The organism is Rhodococcus sp. 21391 (assembly GCF_016772255.1).
GTDB lineage: Bacteria > Actinomycetota > Actinomycetes > Mycobacteriales > Mycobacteriaceae > Rhodococcus_F > Rhodococcus_F opacus.
On sequence record NZ_CP063782.1, the window covers coordinates 1211922 to 1232438 of the forward strand.

General features: G+C 67.3%; 19 protein-coding genes. 4 read left to right on the forward strand and 15 right to left on the reverse strand.

What is annotated here, in order from left to right; translation table 11 throughout:
* Position 1: 1 nt before the first annotated feature.
* From GO592_RS40445 to GO592_RS40510, 14 genes are read right to left on the reverse strand one after another with little or no spacing between them, the layout of a single operon-like run.
* Entirely contained in the window at positions 2-1708 is a 1707-nt protein-coding gene (locus tag GO592_RS40445) for a phage tail protein (protein WP_007300281.1), read from the reverse strand.
* Positions 1705-3696, reverse strand: coding sequence for a putative baseplate assembly protein (locus tag GO592_RS40450; protein WP_007300282.1), 1992 nt, complete (start codon positions 3694-3696; stop codon positions 1705-1707). The genes GO592_RS40445 and GO592_RS40450 overlap by 4 nt, the downstream gene beginning before the upstream one ends.
* On the reverse strand, positions 3693-4109 hold the full coding sequence (locus GO592_RS40455; protein WP_007300283.1) for a GPW/gp25 family protein: 417 nt from the start codon (positions 4107-4109) through the stop codon (positions 3693-3695). Before GO592_RS40455 ends, GO592_RS40450 begins: the two co-directional genes overlap by 4 nt.
* On the reverse strand, positions 4102-4854 hold the full coding sequence (locus GO592_RS40460) for a hypothetical protein (protein ID WP_007300284.1): 753 nt from the start codon (positions 4852-4854) through the stop codon (positions 4102-4104). Before GO592_RS40460 ends, GO592_RS40455 begins: the two co-directional genes overlap by 8 nt.
* A gap of 10 nt (positions 4855-4864) precedes the next feature.
* Positions 4865-5428, reverse strand: coding sequence for a phage baseplate assembly protein V (locus tag GO592_RS40465; protein ID WP_007300285.1), 564 nt, complete (start codon positions 5426-5428; stop codon positions 4865-4867).
* Complete coding sequence (locus GO592_RS40470; RefSeq protein ID WP_007300286.1) at positions 5425-6612, reverse strand: phage late control D family protein; 1188 nt, start codon at positions 6610-6612, stop codon at positions 5425-5427. Before GO592_RS40470 ends, GO592_RS40465 begins: the two co-directional genes overlap by 4 nt.
* Positions 6612-7292: a CIS tube protein gene (locus tag GO592_RS40475; protein ID WP_007300287.1), complete on the reverse strand. Its 681-nt coding sequence runs from the start codon at positions 7290-7292 to the stop codon at positions 6612-6614. Before GO592_RS40475 ends, GO592_RS40470 begins: the two co-directional genes overlap by 1 nt.
* Positions 7292-7480: a hypothetical protein gene (locus tag GO592_RS40480; RefSeq protein WP_007300288.1), complete on the reverse strand. Its 189-nt coding sequence runs from the start codon at positions 7478-7480 to the stop codon at positions 7292-7294. The genes GO592_RS40475 and GO592_RS40480 overlap by 1 nt, the downstream gene beginning before the upstream one ends.
* Positions 7480-7998 (reverse strand): phage tail protein, encoded by a 519-nt coding sequence (locus tag GO592_RS40485; protein ID WP_007300289.1) that lies wholly within the window; start codon positions 7996-7998, stop codon positions 7480-7482. Before GO592_RS40485 ends, GO592_RS40480 begins: the two co-directional genes overlap by 1 nt.
* Positions 7995-10061 carry a phage tail sheath family protein gene (locus GO592_RS40490; protein WP_007300290.1) on the reverse strand — a complete coding sequence of 689 codons (2067 nt, stop codon included), beginning with the start codon at positions 10059-10061 and terminating at the stop codon, positions 7995-7997. Before GO592_RS40490 ends, GO592_RS40485 begins: the two co-directional genes overlap by 4 nt.
* 3 nt (positions 10062-10064) lie before the next feature.
* On the reverse strand, positions 10065-10508 hold the full coding sequence (locus tag GO592_RS40495; RefSeq protein WP_007300291.1) for a phage tail protein: 444 nt from the start codon (positions 10506-10508) through the stop codon (positions 10065-10067).
* 40 nt (positions 10509-10548) lie between these two features.
* Positions 10549-12639: a phage tail sheath family protein gene (locus GO592_RS40500; RefSeq protein ID WP_007300292.1), complete on the reverse strand. Its 2091-nt coding sequence runs from the start codon at positions 12637-12639 to the stop codon at positions 10549-10551.
* 45 nt (positions 12640-12684) lie between these two features.
* Entirely contained in the window at positions 12685-13695 is a 1011-nt protein-coding gene (locus GO592_RS40505) for a hypothetical protein (RefSeq protein ID WP_007300293.1), read from the reverse strand.
* The gene (locus GO592_RS40510) at positions 13692-14291 is read right to left on the reverse strand and encodes a Pvc16 family protein (RefSeq protein WP_007300294.1); all 600 of its coding nucleotides are present in this window, start codon (positions 14289-14291) and stop codon (positions 13692-13694) included. Before GO592_RS40510 ends, GO592_RS40505 begins: the two co-directional genes overlap by 4 nt.
* 573 nt (positions 14292-14864) lie before the next feature.
* Here GO592_RS40510 and GO592_RS40515 point away from each other — a divergent pair.
* The 4 genes from GO592_RS40515 to GO592_RS40530 all read left to right on the forward strand — a co-directional run bounded on the left by GO592_RS40515 (position 14865) and on the right by GO592_RS40530 (position 19629).
* Positions 14865-15581, forward strand: coding sequence for an AfsR/SARP family transcriptional regulator (locus tag GO592_RS40515; protein WP_007300295.1), 717 nt, complete (start codon positions 14865-14867; stop codon positions 15579-15581).
* Positions 15582-16924: 1343 nt separating this feature from the next.
* On the forward strand, positions 16925-17842 hold the full coding sequence (rpmD, locus tag GO592_RS40520) for a 50S ribosomal protein L30 (RefSeq protein ID WP_237720596.1): 918 nt from the start codon (positions 16925-16927) through the stop codon (positions 17840-17842).
* A 469-nt stretch (positions 17843-18311) separates the two neighbouring features.
* The gene (locus tag GO592_RS40525; RefSeq protein WP_157234337.1) at positions 18312-18812 is read left to right on the forward strand and encodes a hypothetical protein; all 501 of its coding nucleotides are present in this window, start codon (positions 18312-18314) and stop codon (positions 18810-18812) included.
* 205 nt (positions 18813-19017) lie between these two features.
* A complete protein-coding gene (locus GO592_RS40530; protein ID WP_007300296.1) occupies positions 19018-19629 on the forward strand; it encodes a hypothetical protein in 612 nt (203 codons plus the stop codon).
* 14 nt (positions 19630-19643) lie between these two features.
* On the opposite strand, the gene GO592_RS40535 is transcribed toward GO592_RS40530, so the two are convergent.
* Positions 19644-20468 (reverse strand): hypothetical protein, encoded by an 825-nt coding sequence (locus GO592_RS40535; RefSeq protein WP_157234338.1) that lies wholly within the window; start codon positions 20466-20468, stop codon positions 19644-19646.
* Positions 20469-20517: the final 49 nt, after the last annotated feature.

Genomic DNA, 20517 nt, shown 5'->3' on the forward strand with positions numbered 1-20517 from the left:
CTCATCCGATGACCGCCCGGGTCCCCACCCGGGCGTCGATGCCGATGGCGGGACGGTCGCCGCGACCGGGGTCGCGGGCGAGGGTGGTGGCGAGACCGAGCCTCTGACCTGGCCCGGTGCCCAAGCGGTCGCCGAGCCGGAGGGACGGAAGTGGTCCGGCGACGACCGCGTCGATGCCCAGCGACGCCTGCGTGGTCACCCGCGCGGTGGGGGTAACCAAGGCGACGGACGAGACCGTGTGCGCGGGCTGGACGGCCTGGAGGACCGCGGCGGCGGTCGCCGCCAGATCGTCGAGATCCTCGGGCCGGTCGCACGGCTCGGCGTGCACGAAGACCGTGAACCGGTGCGCGTAGACGGCGAACGGGTCCTGCCGCGGGGAGGGCGTGCTGACCAGGCGGAAGGCGCCGATCGCCGAGCTCCCGTCGAGCTGAAGACGGCCCACGATCTCGCGCCCGAAGAGCTTGGTGGCGTCTCCCAGGTGCCCGTGGTCGAGGACGGCCCAGCGGCGCAGCCGGTAGTGCTCCAGGACCTGGGTACGCCGGCCCAGCCACAGGCCGACGTGGCGCGCGACGCCATCGGGTGTGCCGCGGCGTCGGTAGAGTTCGCCGGCCGCGCCGACCAGCCGGCGGCGACGCTCCTCCGGCAGCGCCCCCATCCCGGTCATGCCCACCCAGGTGCCGAGCCAGGCAAGCAGATCGCGGCCGGGGCTCGTGTCGGCGCTACGGGGGTCGAGGTCCCGCGGCACGTCGTCGAGCAGCTGCGTGACGCTGGCGCGCACGGTGTCGGTCAGCGCCAGGAAGCGCTCGAGGGCATCGGACTCACCGGCGGCGTACACCGCGGGAAGCTGGCGCAGTGAGGTCTCCCGTGGAAAGTGCACCTCGACGTCGTCGACGACCGGCGTGGCCGTCCCGTCGCCGCGCAGGGTCAGCCGCAGCCACAGGTATCGGCCTCGTGGGGCCTGCACCAGCGCGTCCCACGACGTCAGAGCCGGGTCTCCGAAGACCCCAACGTCCGCCCACCGGTCCGCGTCCAGGACGGCGACCTCGCCCTCGCCGAGGTCTGCGTCGGTGACGAGCGCCTCGACCTCGACGCGCGCGCCTTGCGGTACCTGGCCGTTGAGGACGACTCGGTGCCAGCGGCAGCCCGGTGCCCCGGAGTCGAGAGCGATTGTCGTGGCCGATCCACTGGTGGGGTAGCGCGGCTGCGGTCCGGGGCGGCAGCCGGGCACCTCGGCAGCCTGACGCGCCTCCCGCCAGCGACCGCGCTCGTCTAGGACGTGCACGAGACCGGCCACCCGGTCGAGCACGCCGACTCCACCGTCCTCGAGGCAGACGAGTCCGTCCGGCGCCCAGGTGCCCTCCGGCCACTCGCGCACGAGCGCGCAGCCGTCGTCGGGGACCCGCCAGCCCGCGCTCACGTCGGTCATCGTGATGCCGTCCACGTCGACCGACTGCACCCGCCAGGGCCCCGCGAGCGCACGCACCTGGCCGGTTCCCGCGACCAGCGCGACGGTCCGGTCGGGCGGGCGGAGCACGGCGCGCTCGCAGCACGGCAGGTCGACGTACGCCTCCGGTGGGCAGTCGAGGACGGTCGGCGGCGCGGTCTCGGCGAGCCGCAGCGAGCCGCCGTCCGTGGTCGTCCCGGATCCGAGCACGGCGCTGAGCCGCCACCCGGGGCGGTCGGCGAGCAGGAACCAGTGGCCAGTCATGCGTAGCTCACCCGCACGTCGGGGTCGAGTGGCTCCACGAGCTCGCCGGGCTGCAGCTCGACGTCGCGGCAGAACGGCTGTCGCTCGTCGTCGAGCTCGACGGTCAGCTGATTGTCGCGCACCCGGAAGACGCCGGGCACGCCCAACACGACCCGGAACAGGTCGGAGGAGTAGATGGTGCCGCCGAACGGCCACCCTTGGTCGTCGTCGCCGCCGCGCAGCGGGTGCAGGAAGGTAGTCAAGGCCTCGACGACCCGTCGGCGTACCAGCGCGCTGTCGGCATCGGGCGCGGCGACGATGTCGGCCACCACCCGCACCTGGCGGTACGCCGGGCAGGTGGCGAAGACTTCGGTGGTCACGAGCCGGTGCCGGTCCAGCCAGGCGCAGACGGTCATCAGCGTCGCCTGGGTGGCGCGCGGCGCGGTGCCGGGCGCGTCCGGGACGACCAACACCGTGACGGCTCCTGGGACCTTCACGCCCGGGTAGCGCGGGTGCACGAGAGCTAAGGCGTGGGCGCGGGCGACGTTGGCCGGGGCGGTCTGGGCGAGCAGCTCGAAGTCGCCGGCGGTGACCGCGCGGCCCTTGGCTTTGAGCTCGGCGGGCGCGCGCAGCTTGGCGGCGTCGACGGTCTCGTCGTCGGTGCCACCGACGGCCGGCAGGTCGTTGCGCACGGCCCGGACCCCGTGGACGACGGTGGCCAGTGTGGTGACCGTGCCGGCTCCGACGTTGCTGCCCGCCCCGCCGCCGCTGAGCCAGCGCCGCGCGACCACGTTGGAGACCGGCGCCAGCACGTTGGCCGTCGGGATCGCGCCGTGCCGCCCGTCGCCGAATCGCACTTCACCGGTCGTGCGGTCGAGGAGGTAGTGCGGATCGTCCGGTCCGGAGCCGGCGAGGTCGTCGACCTCCTGCCACGGCTGGAAGCCGCTGCCCTCGTCGATCTCGAGGAGCAGGCTGTCGACGGTGATCGTCCGGCCGTCGTGGCGGTGGACCCGCAGCGGCCGGTCGAGGGCGACGACGGGAGGGCGCGACAGCGTGAACGGCCCTTGCTCCGGCATACCGTCGGAGCCACCGAGGACCTCGTCGCGCAGGGTGACGGCCGCGCGCGCCGGAATGGTGTTGGGGGTGACGCGCTCCAGCGACGGCCCCCGCTCGTAGGCGCCGGTCACCATCCGGACCCGTAGCCAGTAGAGGGCGGTGGTCACCTGCCCGATCGCCTCGCGCCGCGCGGAGCTGCCGGGCCCAAAGAGCACCAACCGGCCGCTGCTGGTGAACGCCGCGGTCTCGTCCCGCTCCACGGCCAGCGGCTCCCAGCCGACCCCGTCCCAGTATTCGTAAGCGAACCGCGCGGGTGGAGGGACAGCCAGCGCGCCGGCCTGCGCTACCGGTGTGGTCCGGCCCGCGGACACGTAGACCATCAGAGTGATCGGGCTGTCGGTGCACGGCCCGATTCCGCCCGGCCCCGCCCCGGGCAAGCCGAGCATGAGCGCGGACCCGACATGTGCGTACGGACCGAGCGGGGCGAAGCTCTGGTCGGCCGTCGCGTTCGCGGTCGTCACGTCGCGATAGGCGAAGCCGTCGAAGGTCTGCACGGCAGTAAGCGGCGCGCCGACCGCGGTGAAGCCCTCGACGATCTCGAAGACCACCGGCTGGCCGTCGGCCCCCGGCGCCGAGGCCTGGGTCCCCGCGGGGACGTCGACGTCGGCGTTGGTGGCGGTCGTGAAGGTCAGGTCGACCCGGGCCGGCTGCGCGGGCATGGTTTGGATCCCTAGCATCCGGAGGAACTTCACGTAGTTCAGGTCGGGCACCTGGTTGACCCGGTAGATCAGCTGGTCGGTGAACCAGGCGAACAGCTGGAGCAGCGTGATGCCGGGGTCGGCGTCGTTGTGGTTGGTCCACTCGGGCAGGTAGCGCGGGATCAGCGACCGCGCCTGCACCAGCAGGTCGTCGTACCGGCGATCGTCGAGGTTCGGCGGCACCAGCCCGGTCATCGCAGCTCCCCTTCACCGATGTAGAAGGGGTAGACCAGGTTGTTCATCGCGTTGTTGTCCTTGAGGCGGTAGTCGATCGCCACGAGAAGCAGGTTGGCGAGATCGCCCTCCTGCGTGACCCGAACATCGAGCACGTCGATGCGCGGCTCCCACGTCGTGAGCGACTCGCGCACGTGGTGGGCTACGGTCGCGTACGTCGCATCATTGACCGGGGCAAACACCTGGTCGTGCGCGCCGCACCCGAACGTCGGGTTCATCTGGCGCTCGCCCAGGGCGGTCGACAGCACCAGCCAGAGCGACTCGGCGACCGAGCGCTCGCCGTATGACATGCCGAACCCACCGTCGGGACCGATCACCATCGGGAACCGGAGCCCGCCGCCGAGGAACGACCTGGTGTCCGCCACGTCACTCACCCACGATCACGTCGATGGCCGTCACCGCGGTCTCGAGCACCGTGATGATCGCGTCGAGCGCCTCGGTACTGTCCGGCGGCGCGCCGCCGGTCTCCAGCGTGATGTTCAGCTCCATGCCGGCGATGCTCGCGACGGTCGTGACGAGCATCAGGACTCCGGCGATCGGCTCGATCGAGCTGGTCATCGCCTCCGCCTGGGTAGCGAGGTTCTTCTGTGCGCACTCCAGCTGCGAACGGAGCTCCGGCCGCCCCTCGGCCTCGCCCATCCGCAGCGCCAGCCCGTTCATCGCGTTGCGCACCGTGCGCAGCTGGCTCAGCAGGCAGTTGAGCACCGAGCGAATGAGCTTGAGCAAATCCATGATCATGATCGGGACCTTCGCGAAGGCCACGAAGCAGGTCGCCACCTCTTTCGCCGCCTCGATGAACTCCGGCATCGCCTCCCCGATCTTGATCATGTCGAGGTTCGGCACCGCCTTGATGATGTCGATCAGCGGCTTGAGCAGCTTGAGGATCTTCATCGGGCACTCGATCGCCGCCAGCAGGGGCGCCATCTGCAGCATCAGGTTGTAGTTCATCGAGCAGTCGTTGGGGATGCCCTTCGACATGTCCACGAGCGCATTGATCGAGCCGCCGAACGGCAGGTCGACCTTCATCGGCTTGGGCATCGGCAGGGCTAGGTCGGCGCAGGACAGCGGCTCGAGCGCCTTCTGCAGCGGCTCGCTCAGCGGGATGTCGTAGGTCGGCACGGGTTCGTCCTCAGATCGGGTTTGAGTTCGGAGTGATCACGCGGCGGTTGCCGAGGCTGGTCAGGACGATGGAGGCGGCGTCGAGCTCGAGCTGGCCGACCGCGTGGATGACGACCTTGCCGTTGCTCATCACGATCGAGTTGCCTGACGAGTCCTCGATCGCGATGCCGCCGTCGTTGCCGTTGTCGGGAGTGGGGTCGAGGAACCGGATCGTGTGCTTGTTGACCGAGCGGATCATCCGCTCCTTAGTCGAGGTCGACGGCGGGTCGTCGATGCCGTTCCACAGGAAGCCGAGGACGATGGGCCAGCTCGGGTCGTTCCGGTCGAAGCCCAGCACCGCCTCGTCGCCGACCTCCGGCACGAACCAGCAGCCGCGGTCGTGGCCTGCCATCGGGGCGGCGATCGGCGCCCATGCGCTCCGGGTCTGCGCGCCGAGGTAGGGGTAGGCCACGCGAACCCGACCGCGGTCCTGGGGGTCCTCGGTGTCGACCACCAGCCCGAGGACCAGCCCCTGCTGGTTGGCCATCGGGCTGCCGGCCCCGAGGACGTCCGTGGATCTCGAGGAACCGGTCATGAGCGGGCCTTCTGGTCGCCTTCGAGCCGCGCCTTGAACGTGGTGCGGTATCCCGTGTCATTGACGACGTGCTTCGTCGACGTCACGAAGTAGTTGCCGGTGAGGTGCGGACCGACGCGCTCGATCCGCACCCGCCGACCCGCACGCAGATCAGGCAGGCCGACGACGACGCCCTCGATCTCGACCATCCGGGCGGCGATGGTGTTGAGGAGCTCGGCCGCCTTGTTCTTGGCCGCCTTCTCGGTGGCGACCACGTGGTCGGTGACGACCTCCTCGCGGCCGTTGGCCCGGGCCAGCGCGCGGGTGGTCGCGGGCAGTTTGGCGCCGTCGGCCTCAATCGTCGCCTCGCCCTTCACTGCCTGCTTCTTCACCCGGTCCCAGCCGAGTACGGTGACCTTCTTGACCTGCCGCACGGTCGACACCGAAGCCTTGAGCGAGGTCAGCGTCTTGCCCCACTCGAGAAGGTACGTCCGGTCGCGCACGTGCCCCGACGGGCCGAAGTACAGCTCGTCCTTCTTGTCCGGACACTGCTTGAGGTAGACGTCGTAGCCGTTGCGCCGCGCGAGCTGGAGCAGGAAGACGATGGGGTACTGGTTGTTCATGAAGACGTGGTCGAGCTCGGGCTCGTCCTTCAGTGCCTCGTCGCTGATCCGGACCCTCTCGATCCCGGTGAGGACGGGCTTGCCGGCGGCCCCGCCCTTGGCGTCGCCGATGTCCTTGGCGACCAGGCTGTCCTTCGTGGTGCCATTGCCGGTCTCGGGCCACGACCACGTGTATTGGCGGTCGCGCAGCTTGTCGAGGACGCTGAGGCCGCGCACCGTCAGCCGGGTGCTGCCCGCGTCCGGCAGGTCGAGATCCAGCGCCGACAGGAATCCGCGGGTCATCATGCGCAGGTCCGTGCGCTCGCCGCGGTAGCCGAGGGAGAGGTTGACTCCGTTGCCGGGCTGCACGAGTCCCCAGAACTCTTTGTCCGCACCCTCGCCGATGAACTGCGGCCGGAGCCTGTCGGTGTCCCAGTTGTTGACGACGAAGGAGAAGGAGTCCATCGTGTCGACGCTGTCCTCGAAGGTGACCTCGAGGATGTCGCGGACCACGTTGCGGGGTAGGGGGTAGCCGTTGACCTCGATCTCGAAGGCCGGCACGTAGAACGACTGGTTCGCGTTGTAGAGAGGCATCACTGTCATCAGCTCGCCCCCTTCGGCACGCGCAGCACCGTTCCGGCGCGGAGCGCGAGCGGATCGGCGATCTTGTTCTCGACCGCGATCCGCCGCCACTCGCGCACGTCGCCGTACTCCCGATAGGCGATGGCGGCGAGCGTGTCGCCGTCGCGCGCGACCGTCGCCTTGGTGTGGTCGGCCGAGAGGAAGCCGAGCTCCTGCAGGTGCAGCCGGAGCGGCTTGTACTCCTTGAGGTCCACGGTCAGCTTCGCCCGCAGTGGTACGCCGTTCGGCGCGAACATCGTGTACTGCTGGCGGACGCTGGTGACCACGCATCGGAAGGCATCCCGGTTCGTGCCGGGGAACGCCGTCCCGCCCCAGGTGAAGAGCAGCACCGGCGGCGCGTGCGTCGGCTTCTCGGCCTTGATCAGGTCGTAGAACTTGTCGGTCCTCTTCGTCACCGGCGTGGCCTCGGCCCCGGTGCCCTCCTCGGTCGAGTCGAAGAAGAGCTCGATCGAGAGCGTCTCGGCCTGGCCGCGGACGTACTGTAGGAGCGGGGTGTCGAGTCCGGGCACCGGGATCTCGGCGACCTGGGCGGCCTTGGTGAAGGTCAGCTCACTTGGGTTGAACTGCACGTCGAGGGTCTGTCCCTGTGAGTCGGACGGCGTCGCGAGCCGGTGGAAGCGCGCCTTGGCGAGGACGGCCATCAGCAGCCTCCCGATCGCACCGACGCCCAGGGCGTCGCGTCGTCGTGGCGGCGCGCCTCGTCCGCACGCCGCTGGTCCAGCCGCTGGAGCACCGCCTGTGTGACGGCGTCGATCACGTCGGGGCTGAGGAGCGAGCGGTCGTCGACGGCCCGCACCGTCGCGTCCATCTCTCCGATGTGGACGTCCATCACGGCCCTCCGAAGATCGAGGTGGCGGTGTTGAGTAGCTCGCCGAGCGCGCCGCCGGTCTGCACGAACAGCCCTTCGTGGACGATCTCGAGCTCCTCCACGGCCACCGCGCTCGACATCGCCATCAGGGCCGGGCCCGCCCAGCGCACCGGCAGACCGCGCCGGAACCGCCAGGTGCGGACGGCCTCTCCGGTGTCGTCGAGCAGCTCGATGACACCGTCGCGGCGCCGGCCGCGGCCCTGGAGGAAGGTCTCGTGCCAGGTCCACAGCTCCTTGCTGACCGCCAGGCCTCGGCGCAGCTTGATCGCCGGGTGCGTGACCCGGCCCGGGAACCGCAGCACCGCGTCGTTTCGGCCGCCCTCGCGCCACTCGTCGACCGCCATCGTGGCTTCCAGCCCCGACACCTCGGAGAAGCCACCGGCCACCGGCGGAACGAAGGAGCCGATCATGGCTGACGCCGGCTTGGCCGTCTCGACGAGCCGCACCGTGAAATTGAAGCCGCCGACCAACCCGCTCACGACGCCACCCCCGCACGGACGACGACCTCGGGCATCTCGGCGACCTCGAGCCGGTTGTCGGTGCGCGAGACGCGCGCGGTCACGAACTCGGCGGGCCGGGCCAGTGCTACCCCGACCACCAGCACGAAGTGACCGGTCGCCGCGCGGCTCTGGTCGACCTGGAGGGCGTAGGCGTCCTCGGCCTTCGCTCCGACCAGGCCGCCCTCCTCCCAGGTCTGCTCCAGGAGCGTCGCGACGGCCGACTCGACGGTGCGCGCCAGCTGCGGCCCGTTGGGCTCGAAGACCGTCCACGCGAGGTGCAGGCGCAGCGCCCGGCGCAGGTAGATCATGGTCCGCCGTACCGCGAGGAAGACCCAGAGCGCGTCGGCCGACAGTGTGCGGCCGCCCATCGGCACCAGGCCGCGGCCCGGCAGGGCGCGCACCACGAGGATCCCGTCTTCGTTGGCGATCGCGTGCTCCTCCGCCGTGAAATCGACGTCGACGCCGTGCGCCCACGTCAGGCTGCGATTGGCGGGGGTGCGCCAGGGGCCGTCGAGCGCGTCGGTCTGCGCGATCATCCCGGCGAGGTGCCCCGAGGCCGGCAGCCGCCGGACCCGGCCGACCGCGCGCGGGTCGACGACGGTGAGCCACGGTGCGACAGCGACGGCGTACGACGAGGAGAACCGCGCGGCCCAGGCGCGGAGCGCCGCCAGGCTGGGCGGCCGCTCGGCACACGGCGGGTCGAGCAGCACGATGCGCTCGGTGTGCCGTTCACAGGACTCGACCAGCGCGCGCTGGGCCCGCACCACGTCCTCGGTCTCGAACCGTGCGCCGGCGTCGACCACGACCGCCTCGAGCCGGTCGGGCACCGACTCCGCGACCGCGCACGGGCCGCACGGGTCCGGCGGGGGCGGGGGTGCGTGCACGACGGGCGGGGTCGGACAGCCGACGAGGTCGGGGACGGCGAGTACGGCCAGCTCGTCGGTGCCGGCGAGCGACGCGGCGCCCCGCCGCTGGCCGAGTACTTCGTCCCCCACCAGGTCGTCGACCGTGAGTGCCGCCGTGCCGTCGCGGCCACCCGTGAGCCGCACCCGCGCGGGCACCGGTGCGGCGGTGCCGACGGCCACGACGCGGATCCGTGTGCTCGCGGCCACGACGCCGGGGGCGTAGCGCGGGTGCGCGGGCTGGAAGGACAGATCCGGCCACATCTCGACCACGCTGCCGCGCTCGAGCACGGTCAGCGACGTCGAGCTGGTCTCCAGCGCGAGCGGGAGGGTCAGGTCCAGTACGGCGGGCAGCAGCGAGTCCCACCAGACCACCCGGTCGACATGGTCCACACGGGCGACGACGGCGGTGGCGACCGTGACCGTGCCCGCGCCCTCCTGGCTGACCCGCACCTCGTCGCCCACGACGAGGCCGGCCGTCGCGTGCACCGGCGTGGCCGCGCGGCTGCCAACATCCCCCGTCCGGCTCACCGTCGCGAAGCGCGCTCCTGGTGAGCTGACCAGCTCGACGCCGTCGCCCCAGACCCCCTGGCTCGCTGCCTCGACATCCAGTCCGGGTACGCCGCCGGGCCCGCGCAGCCGCGCGCCGGCCTGGCCCGCGCCGGTGGCCACGTCCATGCCGAGGCCGGTGTCGAGGGCGGGATGGAGCGGCCGGTCCCAGGTGACGAGGGACGTGCTCGGGTCGACGGCGTTGACTAGGTACGTGTGTGTCTCGTCGCCCTGGCGGACCGTGGCGGCAGCACCCACGACGAACCCCGCCACCGAGCCCAGCCGGCTGGTGGTGCGGTCGACGGGCTGGGGGGCCAGCGCGTCGGTCAGGACCTCGGGGGCGACCACTCGCACCACCCAGCAGACCCGCCCGCCCTGGTCGAAGAACGCCTTGACGGCGTACGCCCCCAGGCCGTTCGGCATGAACCCGCCGAACACCAGCCCGAACTGCGGCCACGAGCCGATCCGCACAGGCTCGTCGACCGGCCCGCGTTCGCAGACGCAGACGAAGGCGGGCACGTCGACGCGCACCGGCTCGACCGCCGGCGGCGGGTCGACCAGCTGGACGAGGAGGCCCGGTGCGCGTGTCATGGGTCAGACCAGCTCTAGTTTCTCGACGCACAGCTCGAGCGAGACGATGGCGACCTCGTTCGTCGTCGCGTTGAACGTCGGGAAGTCGAGCTTGCAGGGCCACGCCTCGTAGAAGTTCCAGCGCAGCTTGTCCTGGTGCTCCTCGTCAAGCAGCACGATCGAGCCGTTGCGCCGGTCGGCGATGCCGTTGACGATCTGGCGGTACCACAGCCAGATCTCGTTGTTGTCGGTGATGCCCTTCTTGAAGACGAGGTTGGAGTACTTCCGCAGCCCGAACAACTTCTTCGGGTGCAGGTCGCGCGAGTTGCCGTCGCGGTACTCGGTGACATCGGTGTTGGCGGTGAGGCCGCTGACCTCGCGGAAGGCGGCGACCGCCTCCGACATCGTGGTGACCTCGACCCGGAAGCCGAACCCGCGATAGGGGTCGACCCGATCGCCTGTAGCCATGACGTGTCCCTTCCTGGACTATGTGTGGGGCGGGCGGTTCTCAGAGCTCGGCGACGCTGGAGCCACCCAGCCACTGGCCGATGCGCAGGATCACGAACTCGGCGGGCCGGGTCGGGCAGATGCCGATCTCGACCACGAGGCGACCGCCGAGGATGTCGTCGTCGGTCATGGTGGTGCGGTCGCAGGTGACGAAGAACGCCTCCTCCTTCTTCTCCCCCATCAGCGCGCCGTCGCGCCAGACGCCCTCGAGGAAGATCGAGATGGAGTCCTTGACGCGCTGCCACAGCCGGTGGTCGTTGGGCTCGAAGACAACCCACTGGGAGCCCTCGTCGAGGCTCTCCTCGATGAAGATGAAGAGGCGACGGACGTTGACATAGACCCAGTCCTGCTCGCTGGTCAGGCAGCGGGCGCCGTACACCCGGAAGCCGCGCCGGTCGGTCCGCAGGTCGCGCAGCACGTTGATCCCGCGCGGGTTCAAGATCTCCTGCTGGCCCTTGGTGATCGACTGCTCGAGGCCGGTGATGCCGAGGATCACCTCGTTGGCCGGAGCCTTGTGCACGCCACGGGTGTTGTCGACACGGGCGTAGACGCCCAGCACGTGGCCGGACGGAGCGAGTGTGCGCTCGAGGCCGGACACCGGGTCGAGGACCCGCAGGCGTGGGTAGTACAGCGCGGCGTACCTGGTGTCGAAGTTGGTCGCGCGCTGCTGAACGTCGTCCATCGACGCGGGGCCGCCCGAACCAGACGTCGGCGGGTCGAGCACGGCGAACCTGTCCATCAGCCGCGTCGCCTGCTCGATCAGGGCTCCCTGGACGGCTATGTCGTCGGTGACACCAGGCGCGGCCAGGAGGGCGATCTCATCCACCTTCTCCAGCGCCAGCAGGCCCGTCGCCTGGTTGGGCGCCACCTCGGTGCCTCTATAGTCTGCGGCGGTGGGCACCGCGGTGCCGTCGAGGCCGGGCGTGGTAAGGGTGTCGGCCAGCCCGTCGGCAGGACTCGGGAAGAAGAAGGGGTGCGTGGCCCCCGGTGCTGCCACGGTCGCGTCGGCGCGGAGCAGCGACGAGCCCGCGAGCTGGTCGATGTAGTAGCGTCCCGGGATGTTCTCCAGCGTGAGGCCGGTGAGCCGCTCGGTCACCGCAGTGCCCTCGACCGGGTCGGTCCACGACAGCTCGAGATCGAACTCGCAGGAGACGATGCGGGTCTCGGTGACCGGTGCTACCGGGTCCCAGGCGTTGGCGGCCACCGCGGTGCCGTCGAGCACGAGGGCCTGGCCGACGATCTGCGTCACCTGGCGATAGACCTTTTCGCCCGCTGCGACGCCGAAGGTCACCTCGACCCAGGCGCCCGGGTAGAAGCCGGCCGTCGAAGTCACCGGGATGGCGTTCGACGCCGTGGTCATTAGGGTGTGGCGTACGACGGCGCGGCCAGCCGAGCGGTAAGCGACGCCGATCCGCACGTCGCCGCCCCACGAGCCCTTGTTTGAGGCGATCACGCCGAACGTCGCAGGCTTGGCCGACTTCGGCCCCCCGAGGGACGTGACGGTGCCCGTGTTGGAGACGCCAGCGACGTTGGTGAGCACCCGGGTGTAGCGCGCCTCGAAGGTCGGCCCCGCGGACAGCGCCGGCGTGAACGTCACGGTGTCGGTGGCCCGGTCGTAGGTGCTGACCGTGAGGTTGGCCGACTCGGTGGTGACGCCGTTCTTCTCCATCACCAGCCGCAGCACGCTGGTCGCGCGCAGGCCGCGCGTGGTGGCCAGCGCCAGCGTGGTGGCCAGCGCCAGCGCGTCGGTGCGCAGCCGGGTCACCACGCCACCGCTCAGCGTCGCCTTGGCCGCGGTGGCCGAGGCCGGCACCACCCGGCTGACGTAGAGCCGCCGGCCGCCGTTGGCGAAGAACCCGCGCGCCGCGTCGGGCAGGTCCCGGTGCCGGGCGAAGGTCGGCCCGAAGTCGAAGGAGCCGCCGAAGGCACGGACGAACTCGGGATAGCTTGTCACCAGCGTCGGCGGGCCCTCGGTCGGGCCCCGGCGGGTCATACCGATCATCCCGGTGGTGGTGGTCCCGACGGCCGCGATCGGCGGCGGTCCGGAGCTGACCTCCTCGACGTAGACGCCGGGGGCGAGGTACTCGGGCATCTGCGGCTCCTTCGGTCGGGTGGGTGGACGGTTTCGCTTGCTCGTTCAGACCGACATCTCGACGTCAAGCACGTTTGGGTCCGACGTGCCGAGAAGCGGGTGGTTCACCGGCCCGTACGTCGCCAGGCCGGTGGCGTTCACAGTCAGCTCGATCCGGGAGATACCGCGGGCGCCGTCGAGGCGCCAGCCGCCGTCGCCATCGGTGCGCAGGTTCGTCGACCGGAGCTCGGTGCGCCCGCCGTCGCTCACCTCGACGACCGGGGCGTTGGAGTTGGCGACGGTGACGAGCAGGCCGTCGCCCGGCAGTGCGGCGCGCACGAGTGACGTCGCGCCGGTGAGGGCGCCGGTCGTGTGCCGGCGTACGGGGGCGCCGTCGGGGACACTGCGCACCAGCGGCAACCTCAGCACGACCACGTTTCCCGGCTCCAGCCCCTGGACGGTCACGTGCTCCTCGCGGCGGCGCTCCCCGAACGCGAGGACGGTGCCGCCGCCGATGCCAGTCGGGGACGCAACGACGACGCGGTCCGAGCCCGCGGGCGTGGCCGAGGCGGTGGTGGTGCCGGTCTCGGTGAGCGCCCGGCCACCGACGGTCACCCCGGCGTCGTGGGCCAGGGCGAGCGGCGCCCGCAACGCCACCAGGCGTCGGGGCGCCACCCCCCGGACCTCGACCGTCGCGTCCGCCACCGGCGAGTGCGGGTGGTCCTTCTCGCGCACCCGCCCGGCCACTGCCACGGCCGTGGCGGCGAGCGGAACGGCAGGCCCGCGCCAGGGCAGGGCGGAGCCCGCGGGCACGACGAGCTCGACCCGCTGGGGCGCCCGGCCGGGTCGATCGAGGACGACCTCGAGAGTGCGGGCGGTGGTGTCCAGTGACGGCAGTGCCCTGGCGGGGCGCCCGGTGACCACCAGCTGACCGTCGGCGACGTGGGCGAAGGCGCCCGGCGACAGCGACCGCGCCCGTACCGACTCGGGGGCGGATCCGGTCCACTCGTCGACGATCGGTACGACGACCAGTGCCTGGGTGGTCAGCCGGTCGCCAGCGATGACGGTCATGGTCATGCTGGGACCCCGGCTCCGGCGATCTGGTCCACCTGCGTCTCGGCCTTGAGCACGCGGCTGCTGTCGCGCGGTGCGAGGTGCGTGTCGATTACGAGGCCGTTGACCCGCAGCGCGACGCCAGCCCGCTGGTGGGTGTGTAGGGCTCCCCAGAGCAGCGACAGGTCGTACTGCGTGAGCGTGTCCATGCTGAGCAGCAGCGGAGTGCTCGAACCGGCGAGTCCGCCCAGCAGGGCGGCACCGGCCAGCCGCCGGTGGTCGGCAAGCACCTGCACGACCCGGCCGAGCAGGGCGGCCCGGGTCGGGCCGTCGGGGTCCAGCGGCGTCACGTACAGGAGCAGCTCGACGGGCGTGGGTCGGTGGAGCTCCCGCTCCGACTCCGGCCGGGGGGCGGGGCTGTTGAGCAGGTCGGGCTGCAAGTCGACGCGGTGCAGCCACACCGACACGGCGGTCTGCACGCTGTTAATCTCTAGCTCGCGCGGCGACACCGCCGTCACAGGCACCGTCGCCAGCAGCGTCTCCGACGACTGGGTGATGTGCCGGTCCAGCAGCGCGACGACGGAGCGTACGGCGTCGTAGATCGCAGTGAACGTGGCCACCCGCCCATTCAAGCGACCGGGTGTCACCCACCTGTAGCGGCGGTGTGCCTGACTGCGTCACTCGGGTGTCACCGCGCCGTGAGTGCCCAACTCGTAGCCGGGCCTGTCGGTCATCGCGCAACTCCTCGTGTGTGAAATTAGCAGTCAGTGCTGCGGGTGCCGCCTCCTGGTCGGATTCGGTGTCGACGGTGTGGTCACCCGCAGTCATCATTCCGACCAGCAGGACGGGCTCGGTGTCACGACATCCCGTATATGTGACGGATAGGTGACGGCTCAGTCGTACTTTTGCCACGGAGGTGGAGACGATGATGCACCCGAGCCTCGAAAGCCGGTCCGGTTCCTCCGCCATCCATCCAGTCCGAGATGAAACCCAGTGCGCAGTTTCCGGTGGCTAACGAATGCTGACAAGCAGTGACCCGCGAGAGCAAAATAGACAGACCGGTCTTGTTGCAATCCTGTAGAAGCGGCGACGGACCATTACTTCCGAGTACACAGCATGCTCCCGGGTTGAACTGGTGCCGTGCGTTGGGTGCGGAGCCGGGGCGCGACGAGACCGTACGGTGGGGAGGCGTGGTGAGTCAGACAGATCTCACTATGCGGCTTTTCGGTGGATTCGACTTGCGGGATGGTCAGAGCATCATTGAGGTTCCGGTGTCTCTTCACCGAGTGCTCGCGTTCCTCGCTCTACACGATCGCCGGCTGCCACGGTGCTATGTAGCCGATACGCTGTGGCCTGACACCGGCGAGGAGAAGGCGCACGCGAACCTTCGGACTGCTCTCTGGCGGCTACACCGGTTGCATTGCGACATCGTCTACGCGACTCCAATGGAGCTCGCACTTGACCCTGCCGTTCGCGTCGATGCCAGAACATTGCATGAGGCCGCGCGCAACTATCGCAGAACTGGCACCCTGCCAGATCCCGATACCTTGCTGGAACTTCGCGGCGAACTACTACCAGGGTGCTGGGACTGCTGGCTTGTGTTCGAACGTGAACGACTTCGCTACGAGGCAGTTGAACTCCTGGAATCGACGAGCCGTGCCTGTCTGGCCAAGGGGGAAATGCACCTTGCCGCGATGCTCGGTTTATGCGCGGTCGAGTGCGACCCGCTGAGAGAATCAGCTCATCAATTAGTCGTCCGTGTGAGCCTGGCTGCAGGTGATCGGATCGTCGCCAGTCGGCACGCCCGACGTTATGCGGACCTGCTTAAGACGGAGCTTGGTCTCCCCCCTCCCCCAATGGTTTCTGATCTACTCCGGATGTGCCCCAAGCAGGACATCTCCACATCCTGATGCAATCGCTCCTCAGCGCGCTATCAGCAACGCCTAGGTGACGGCGTCACTGACAGACTCCATCCATGTTTCGAAAGAGATCTGCAGCCGTGAGGTCGGAAATTGGAGTCTTTTATCTAGCAGCGGTTGCCAGACCCGAATCCGATGTTTCGATACTTCCTGTGCGACTTGTAATGACACTCGATGTCGAATCGGGGCAAGCAATCACACGTAATGTTCAAGGTATTACTGCCATCTGTGATGAGCTGCAGATGTGGATGAGCGCGCTATGTGCTGATTCCGGCCAGGAGTAAGGGGTTCCAACCCTTCCGCAATGCGCGGTCTCAAAGACGGCGCGGTCGACGGTTCGGCCATGGCGTCGAGGAGTGGGCGGTCGAGGTCGATTCGCGATCGGTCTCGAACGGCGCAAGGCGTTTGTTCGCTGCCGGGAGCGCAAGGACGCGCGACCGCGGATTGACGGCATGACCAAGGTTTGTCCTTCTCAGGACCCAGGGCATCGGGGATTGAGACTTCGAGGGTTAGCGGAACTTGTTGTCGTTGCGGCGGACCGAAGTGGTAGTCATAGTCTCGGCGACCGTGGAGGCTTCCGGGGTGGACGAGCGCGTCATGGGAGGGGCAGGTAGCGGAAGTAGCGTTAAGGCCGATCCGACAGTCGTCGGCGCTAGGGAGCTTGTCGCCGCGCCCCGCTTCGGAATTCGTTCACCGGACGGGGCTATCGGGACCCTGCAGCCCAGCTCGTTCCGGACATGGCCGGCTTTCGGGACGTGCCGGTCAAGGTTCCTGTTCCGACACTCACCGTGCGGGGGCACAGCTTCGGCCGCAGTTCGATGACGAACGCGGCTTCGATTCCACGCCGGCATCGTTGACGGACCGGTGATCACCAGGAGACCGTGACCACCCCCGTATCGCGAGAGTCATGCGGTTAACGACGTGTCCCGCATGGGCGATGAACTTGTATGGACCCCGAGGCCGAGACCCGATGGTCGGCGTGCTGGTGCGAGCGGCCAGCGACGTCCTCACCGGACATGGGACCGACACTCTGCGTGTCGTCGCGACTCGCCGTGCAAAGGCGGGGAAGATTGTCTACATCGCGCGAGAACCACGCCGGTTGGATACCCTCCATTATCCCTGGATCACAGGTTCGGAGCCACGGAGGGTTTACGTAAAGTAAACTTGAGAATTCAGTGAGGTTAACATTTGATTGCAAATGTTCATAAATCCAGTATCGGCCAAATCGCGCCGCCTGGACGGGTGATCGCGTTCGCCGATCAAGGGCAGAATCTGCCGCCGCAGACTGCGCATACGACGTGGTCGCGAAATACCCGCAGGAAGCAGGAGGGAAAGTGGTCGCCGAACTCTTCACCGGGACTGAATTCCAACGGGCTCGCGAATTCTGCACCAGGCGCGGCCTCGGAATACCGCCCGAATCGATCGATCTCGACAGATTCGCCCATCGGCCGGTTTGCATCAGAGTCGGTAGCCATGGCGGCAATATCGTCGTCACGCAACGGCGATCGACGATCGGAACCAAAGAGTATCAACGCGATGCGCTCCGCAGTCTCGGCCTCCGCAAAATCGGACGGTCGTGCGTTGTCGAGGCCGATACGGACACCTCATTCTGGGGGAACGTCAGGAAAGTCGGCCATCTCGTCCGCATATCGCCGATCCCAGATAATCTGCCCCCAGGACGCTTCACGTACACCGTGGGAAGTGATGGCATGAGTTTTTTGCGAGAGCAAAGACAGCTTGGCGGGTACCTAGGTGAACTGATCTCAGTTGGCGATGGAGAGTATCTTCAGACGGATCGAGATGCCAAATTCAGGGCGGCCTTTTGGTCTTCCGAGTCGGGGCCTGATGAAACGTTGCAGGTAATCAAAGATACCGCGTCCAGCTATTACAGAATAGCCCCGAATAATATTAGCGTTTATTTAGCCCTGGACCCCGAAACCACAAATGGAAATTCGGGAACCGGAAACTTGCAAGACGTCTTAGATTACATAAAAAGGGAGCATCCCGCTGTTGCCGCAATTTCCGCCAATCTAGGTAACGACGTCAAGTTATTATGGAGTCTACCGACAATAAGACTCCGCACTGCTAATTTCGCTTACTCCGAAATTGGTGCCCAAATCCCCGCCGCCACGAGTCGTGGACTGAACGAAACACACACGGCTGCAGTGATGAAGATGTTTCGCCTGACCGCATCTGGAATCCTTCGCAAGAATCAGGATCGAGTTGTTTCCCAACTCAAGAGGCCTCTGTAGCGTTGAATCTCTCTCCCTGAGGATTTCTCTTCGCCAACAGAAAGCGGCAAAACATGTCTGGGTTTCACCCTCAGGACCCACCAGCTCCTGGAGAAATAATCATACCTCAGATGCGATTGCTGAAGATTAAAACAGCAGTCACGAACAAGGACGATCAAACTTCAAGCGACCCCCCTCGGACTGCTCACAGCCTATCCGTCGAGTGCGAATACCCTTGCGGAGCCATACTGGCAGTCGAGAGCACGCTGGGGAGCAATCCTCCCGACAGGTACTCAGATGTGAGTGCGGGCAAGAAAACACGCAATTCCAGGCGATGGAAGCTTAAGTTGTACACCGCCGCTTCGACGCCCCGAACCGCGACCGGACTCTTGAAACCAGATTCGACACAAAGCGGGAAACTAAATATAAATATCAATGTTAATACCGGATTTAGCCAAAGGCTAAGGTACAGCAAATCTCATACACTTCTATGGTAACTCAGTCCTCGCTCGGCTTGATGGCGCAAGATGAACCAATCAAGCTGGCTGATGTCACAGCATGGGCACCTCTCCCGCTTATTGTCGCCATTTGCGTGCTATTGGTGGGCAGCTTGGCTGGCGCTCACATTCAAGGACTGTGGAAACGGGATCTTCACAACATTATCCATGATGGATCCGGTAACGATTACCTTCCAATAGACTACCCCGAAGAATATTTCATAAAAAGATGGGAACTTGACATAGACAGAGCGCAAATTCCGATTAGCGCGGCAGCCGCATCGACCAGTGCGCTCTCGCTCATGGAATTCAATAGCGGATTCTTTTATGTCGCTGTTGCGATTTTTATATTCACACCTTATGTAACGCATCTCATACTTTCTGCAGTAGAGCCACTCGACTACAATAAGAAGAATTGGAAAATAACACCATTATGCCGGGCCCTATTATTGATATACGCGGCCTTGGCGGTAGCCGCATTCGCGCTGACATGATAGATCCAGTTAATATACGCTGGTGTTCGGCCGCCAGCAGGCCGGATTCTTTGGGATCTGCCGACGCCCCTTGCGGTCACCGGTGCAGTAAGGGGTGTCTCACAGCTCGGTGCCTCAGTATTGACCGTTATCGGGAGCCGCCTCATGAGACACCGCAAGGGGGAGCGCCGCCGATTCGGATCGTAGGGTCCTGGATAGGTAGGGTGTGCCGGTGATTGTCGCGGTCGAAGGGCCCAGTGCCGCCGGGAAAACCACGTGGTGCCGCGCAACCGGTGGTCAGTTCGTCGCCGAATACAGACCGACAGGGCAGGAACCGGACGGGTCCGATTTGGCGGAGCAGGCGACCTACTGGGCGCAGGTCAATGCGCAGCGGTGGACACAGGCGCTGACTTTGGAGGGCGCCACCGGTGTGGCGGTGTGCGACAGTGATCCGCTGAAATTGCATTACAGCTGGTGCTTGGCAGCAGTGGGTGCGGAACCGGTCACGCGGTTCGAGGACGAACTGGCCGCTGTCCGGCAGATGTTCGCTCAGCGGCGACTCGGATTCGCCGATGCGGTCCTGTTGTCGATCCCCGATCCGCAGCAACTGGTGGCGCAACGCAATGGCGACCGCACTCGCCGGCGCGGTCATTTCGATCTGCATGCCCGACTCTCCGATCCGCTGGCCGAGTGGTACGCGGTCCTGGATGGACTCGACCCGGGCCGCGTAGTCGCCGGTTACCCGTCTGAGCTCGACATAGCGTCGCGCCGACCGCGGCCCGACCGCCACGACATCGAGTTGCTTGAGGGTTTGGTCGCCGAGCTGCCCGCACTGTGACGCACTAACACCCTCTAAGCCCTTTGGATCGATCGCGGTTCTGCGAGGGGGAGTTCACCGATAGACGATCGGCTAGCGGCGCGGCGGGCGGAGATTGGCGGCGTAGAACTCGATGCTGGTCGTTTTGAGTCCAAACTCGGGTAAGCCACCGTGACCTGGACGATGCTCTTTGTGGGTACCGGACTGAGGAAGTAGTGCGCCCGCGTTTCAATCACACCCAGGTCGCGGACACGGCCGCGGGAGTCGCCGCCACCAGATAGCCAGGGTTCGTTCGGATCATCGGGAAAGTCATCCTGTCGGAACGAGTTGGAAAGCACTGCGCCGCCGAAGTAGCCGTGCTCGCCAAGAGTTGGTGATACCGCGAGGACCAGCCGGATCCTGGTCCTGTGAGCCTTGTCCGGCCTGATCCTGTAACCGAGATTGATTGTCTCGGTGTCGAACGAGATGCCGGCGGTGGGGTCGGGGTCCGGTTCGCGGGCCACCAGATCAAAGCCCACCCCGTTCTCGTACACCTTCACTCTGGTGAACCGGAGGTCGAGGCCGTTGTTGGTTCTGAATGGGATGGACAACTTCGGTTCGTGAAGGACTGGATCGTCGTCCTCTGTTGTCAGGAACGCGTCGGGTCGTTTCCGAATTTCGGGTACTTCGCGGCGACCGGGCGGCCGCTGCGCACGCTTCTCGCGTTGTTCCTGTTCCTCGCGTTCCAGTTCACGCTCGAGTTCTTTGTCCGGGATGGATTCGCCGGCCAATCGCAAGATCCGGGCACTCCACTTCAAGTGGGCAGTCCACCCCGGTGGAGGGTCGCCGACATACGCAAAGTTGAATCGCTTCTCGGACATGCCACCGATACTTGCATGCGCTAACCGGTGAACGCCGCAGATGCCGCCA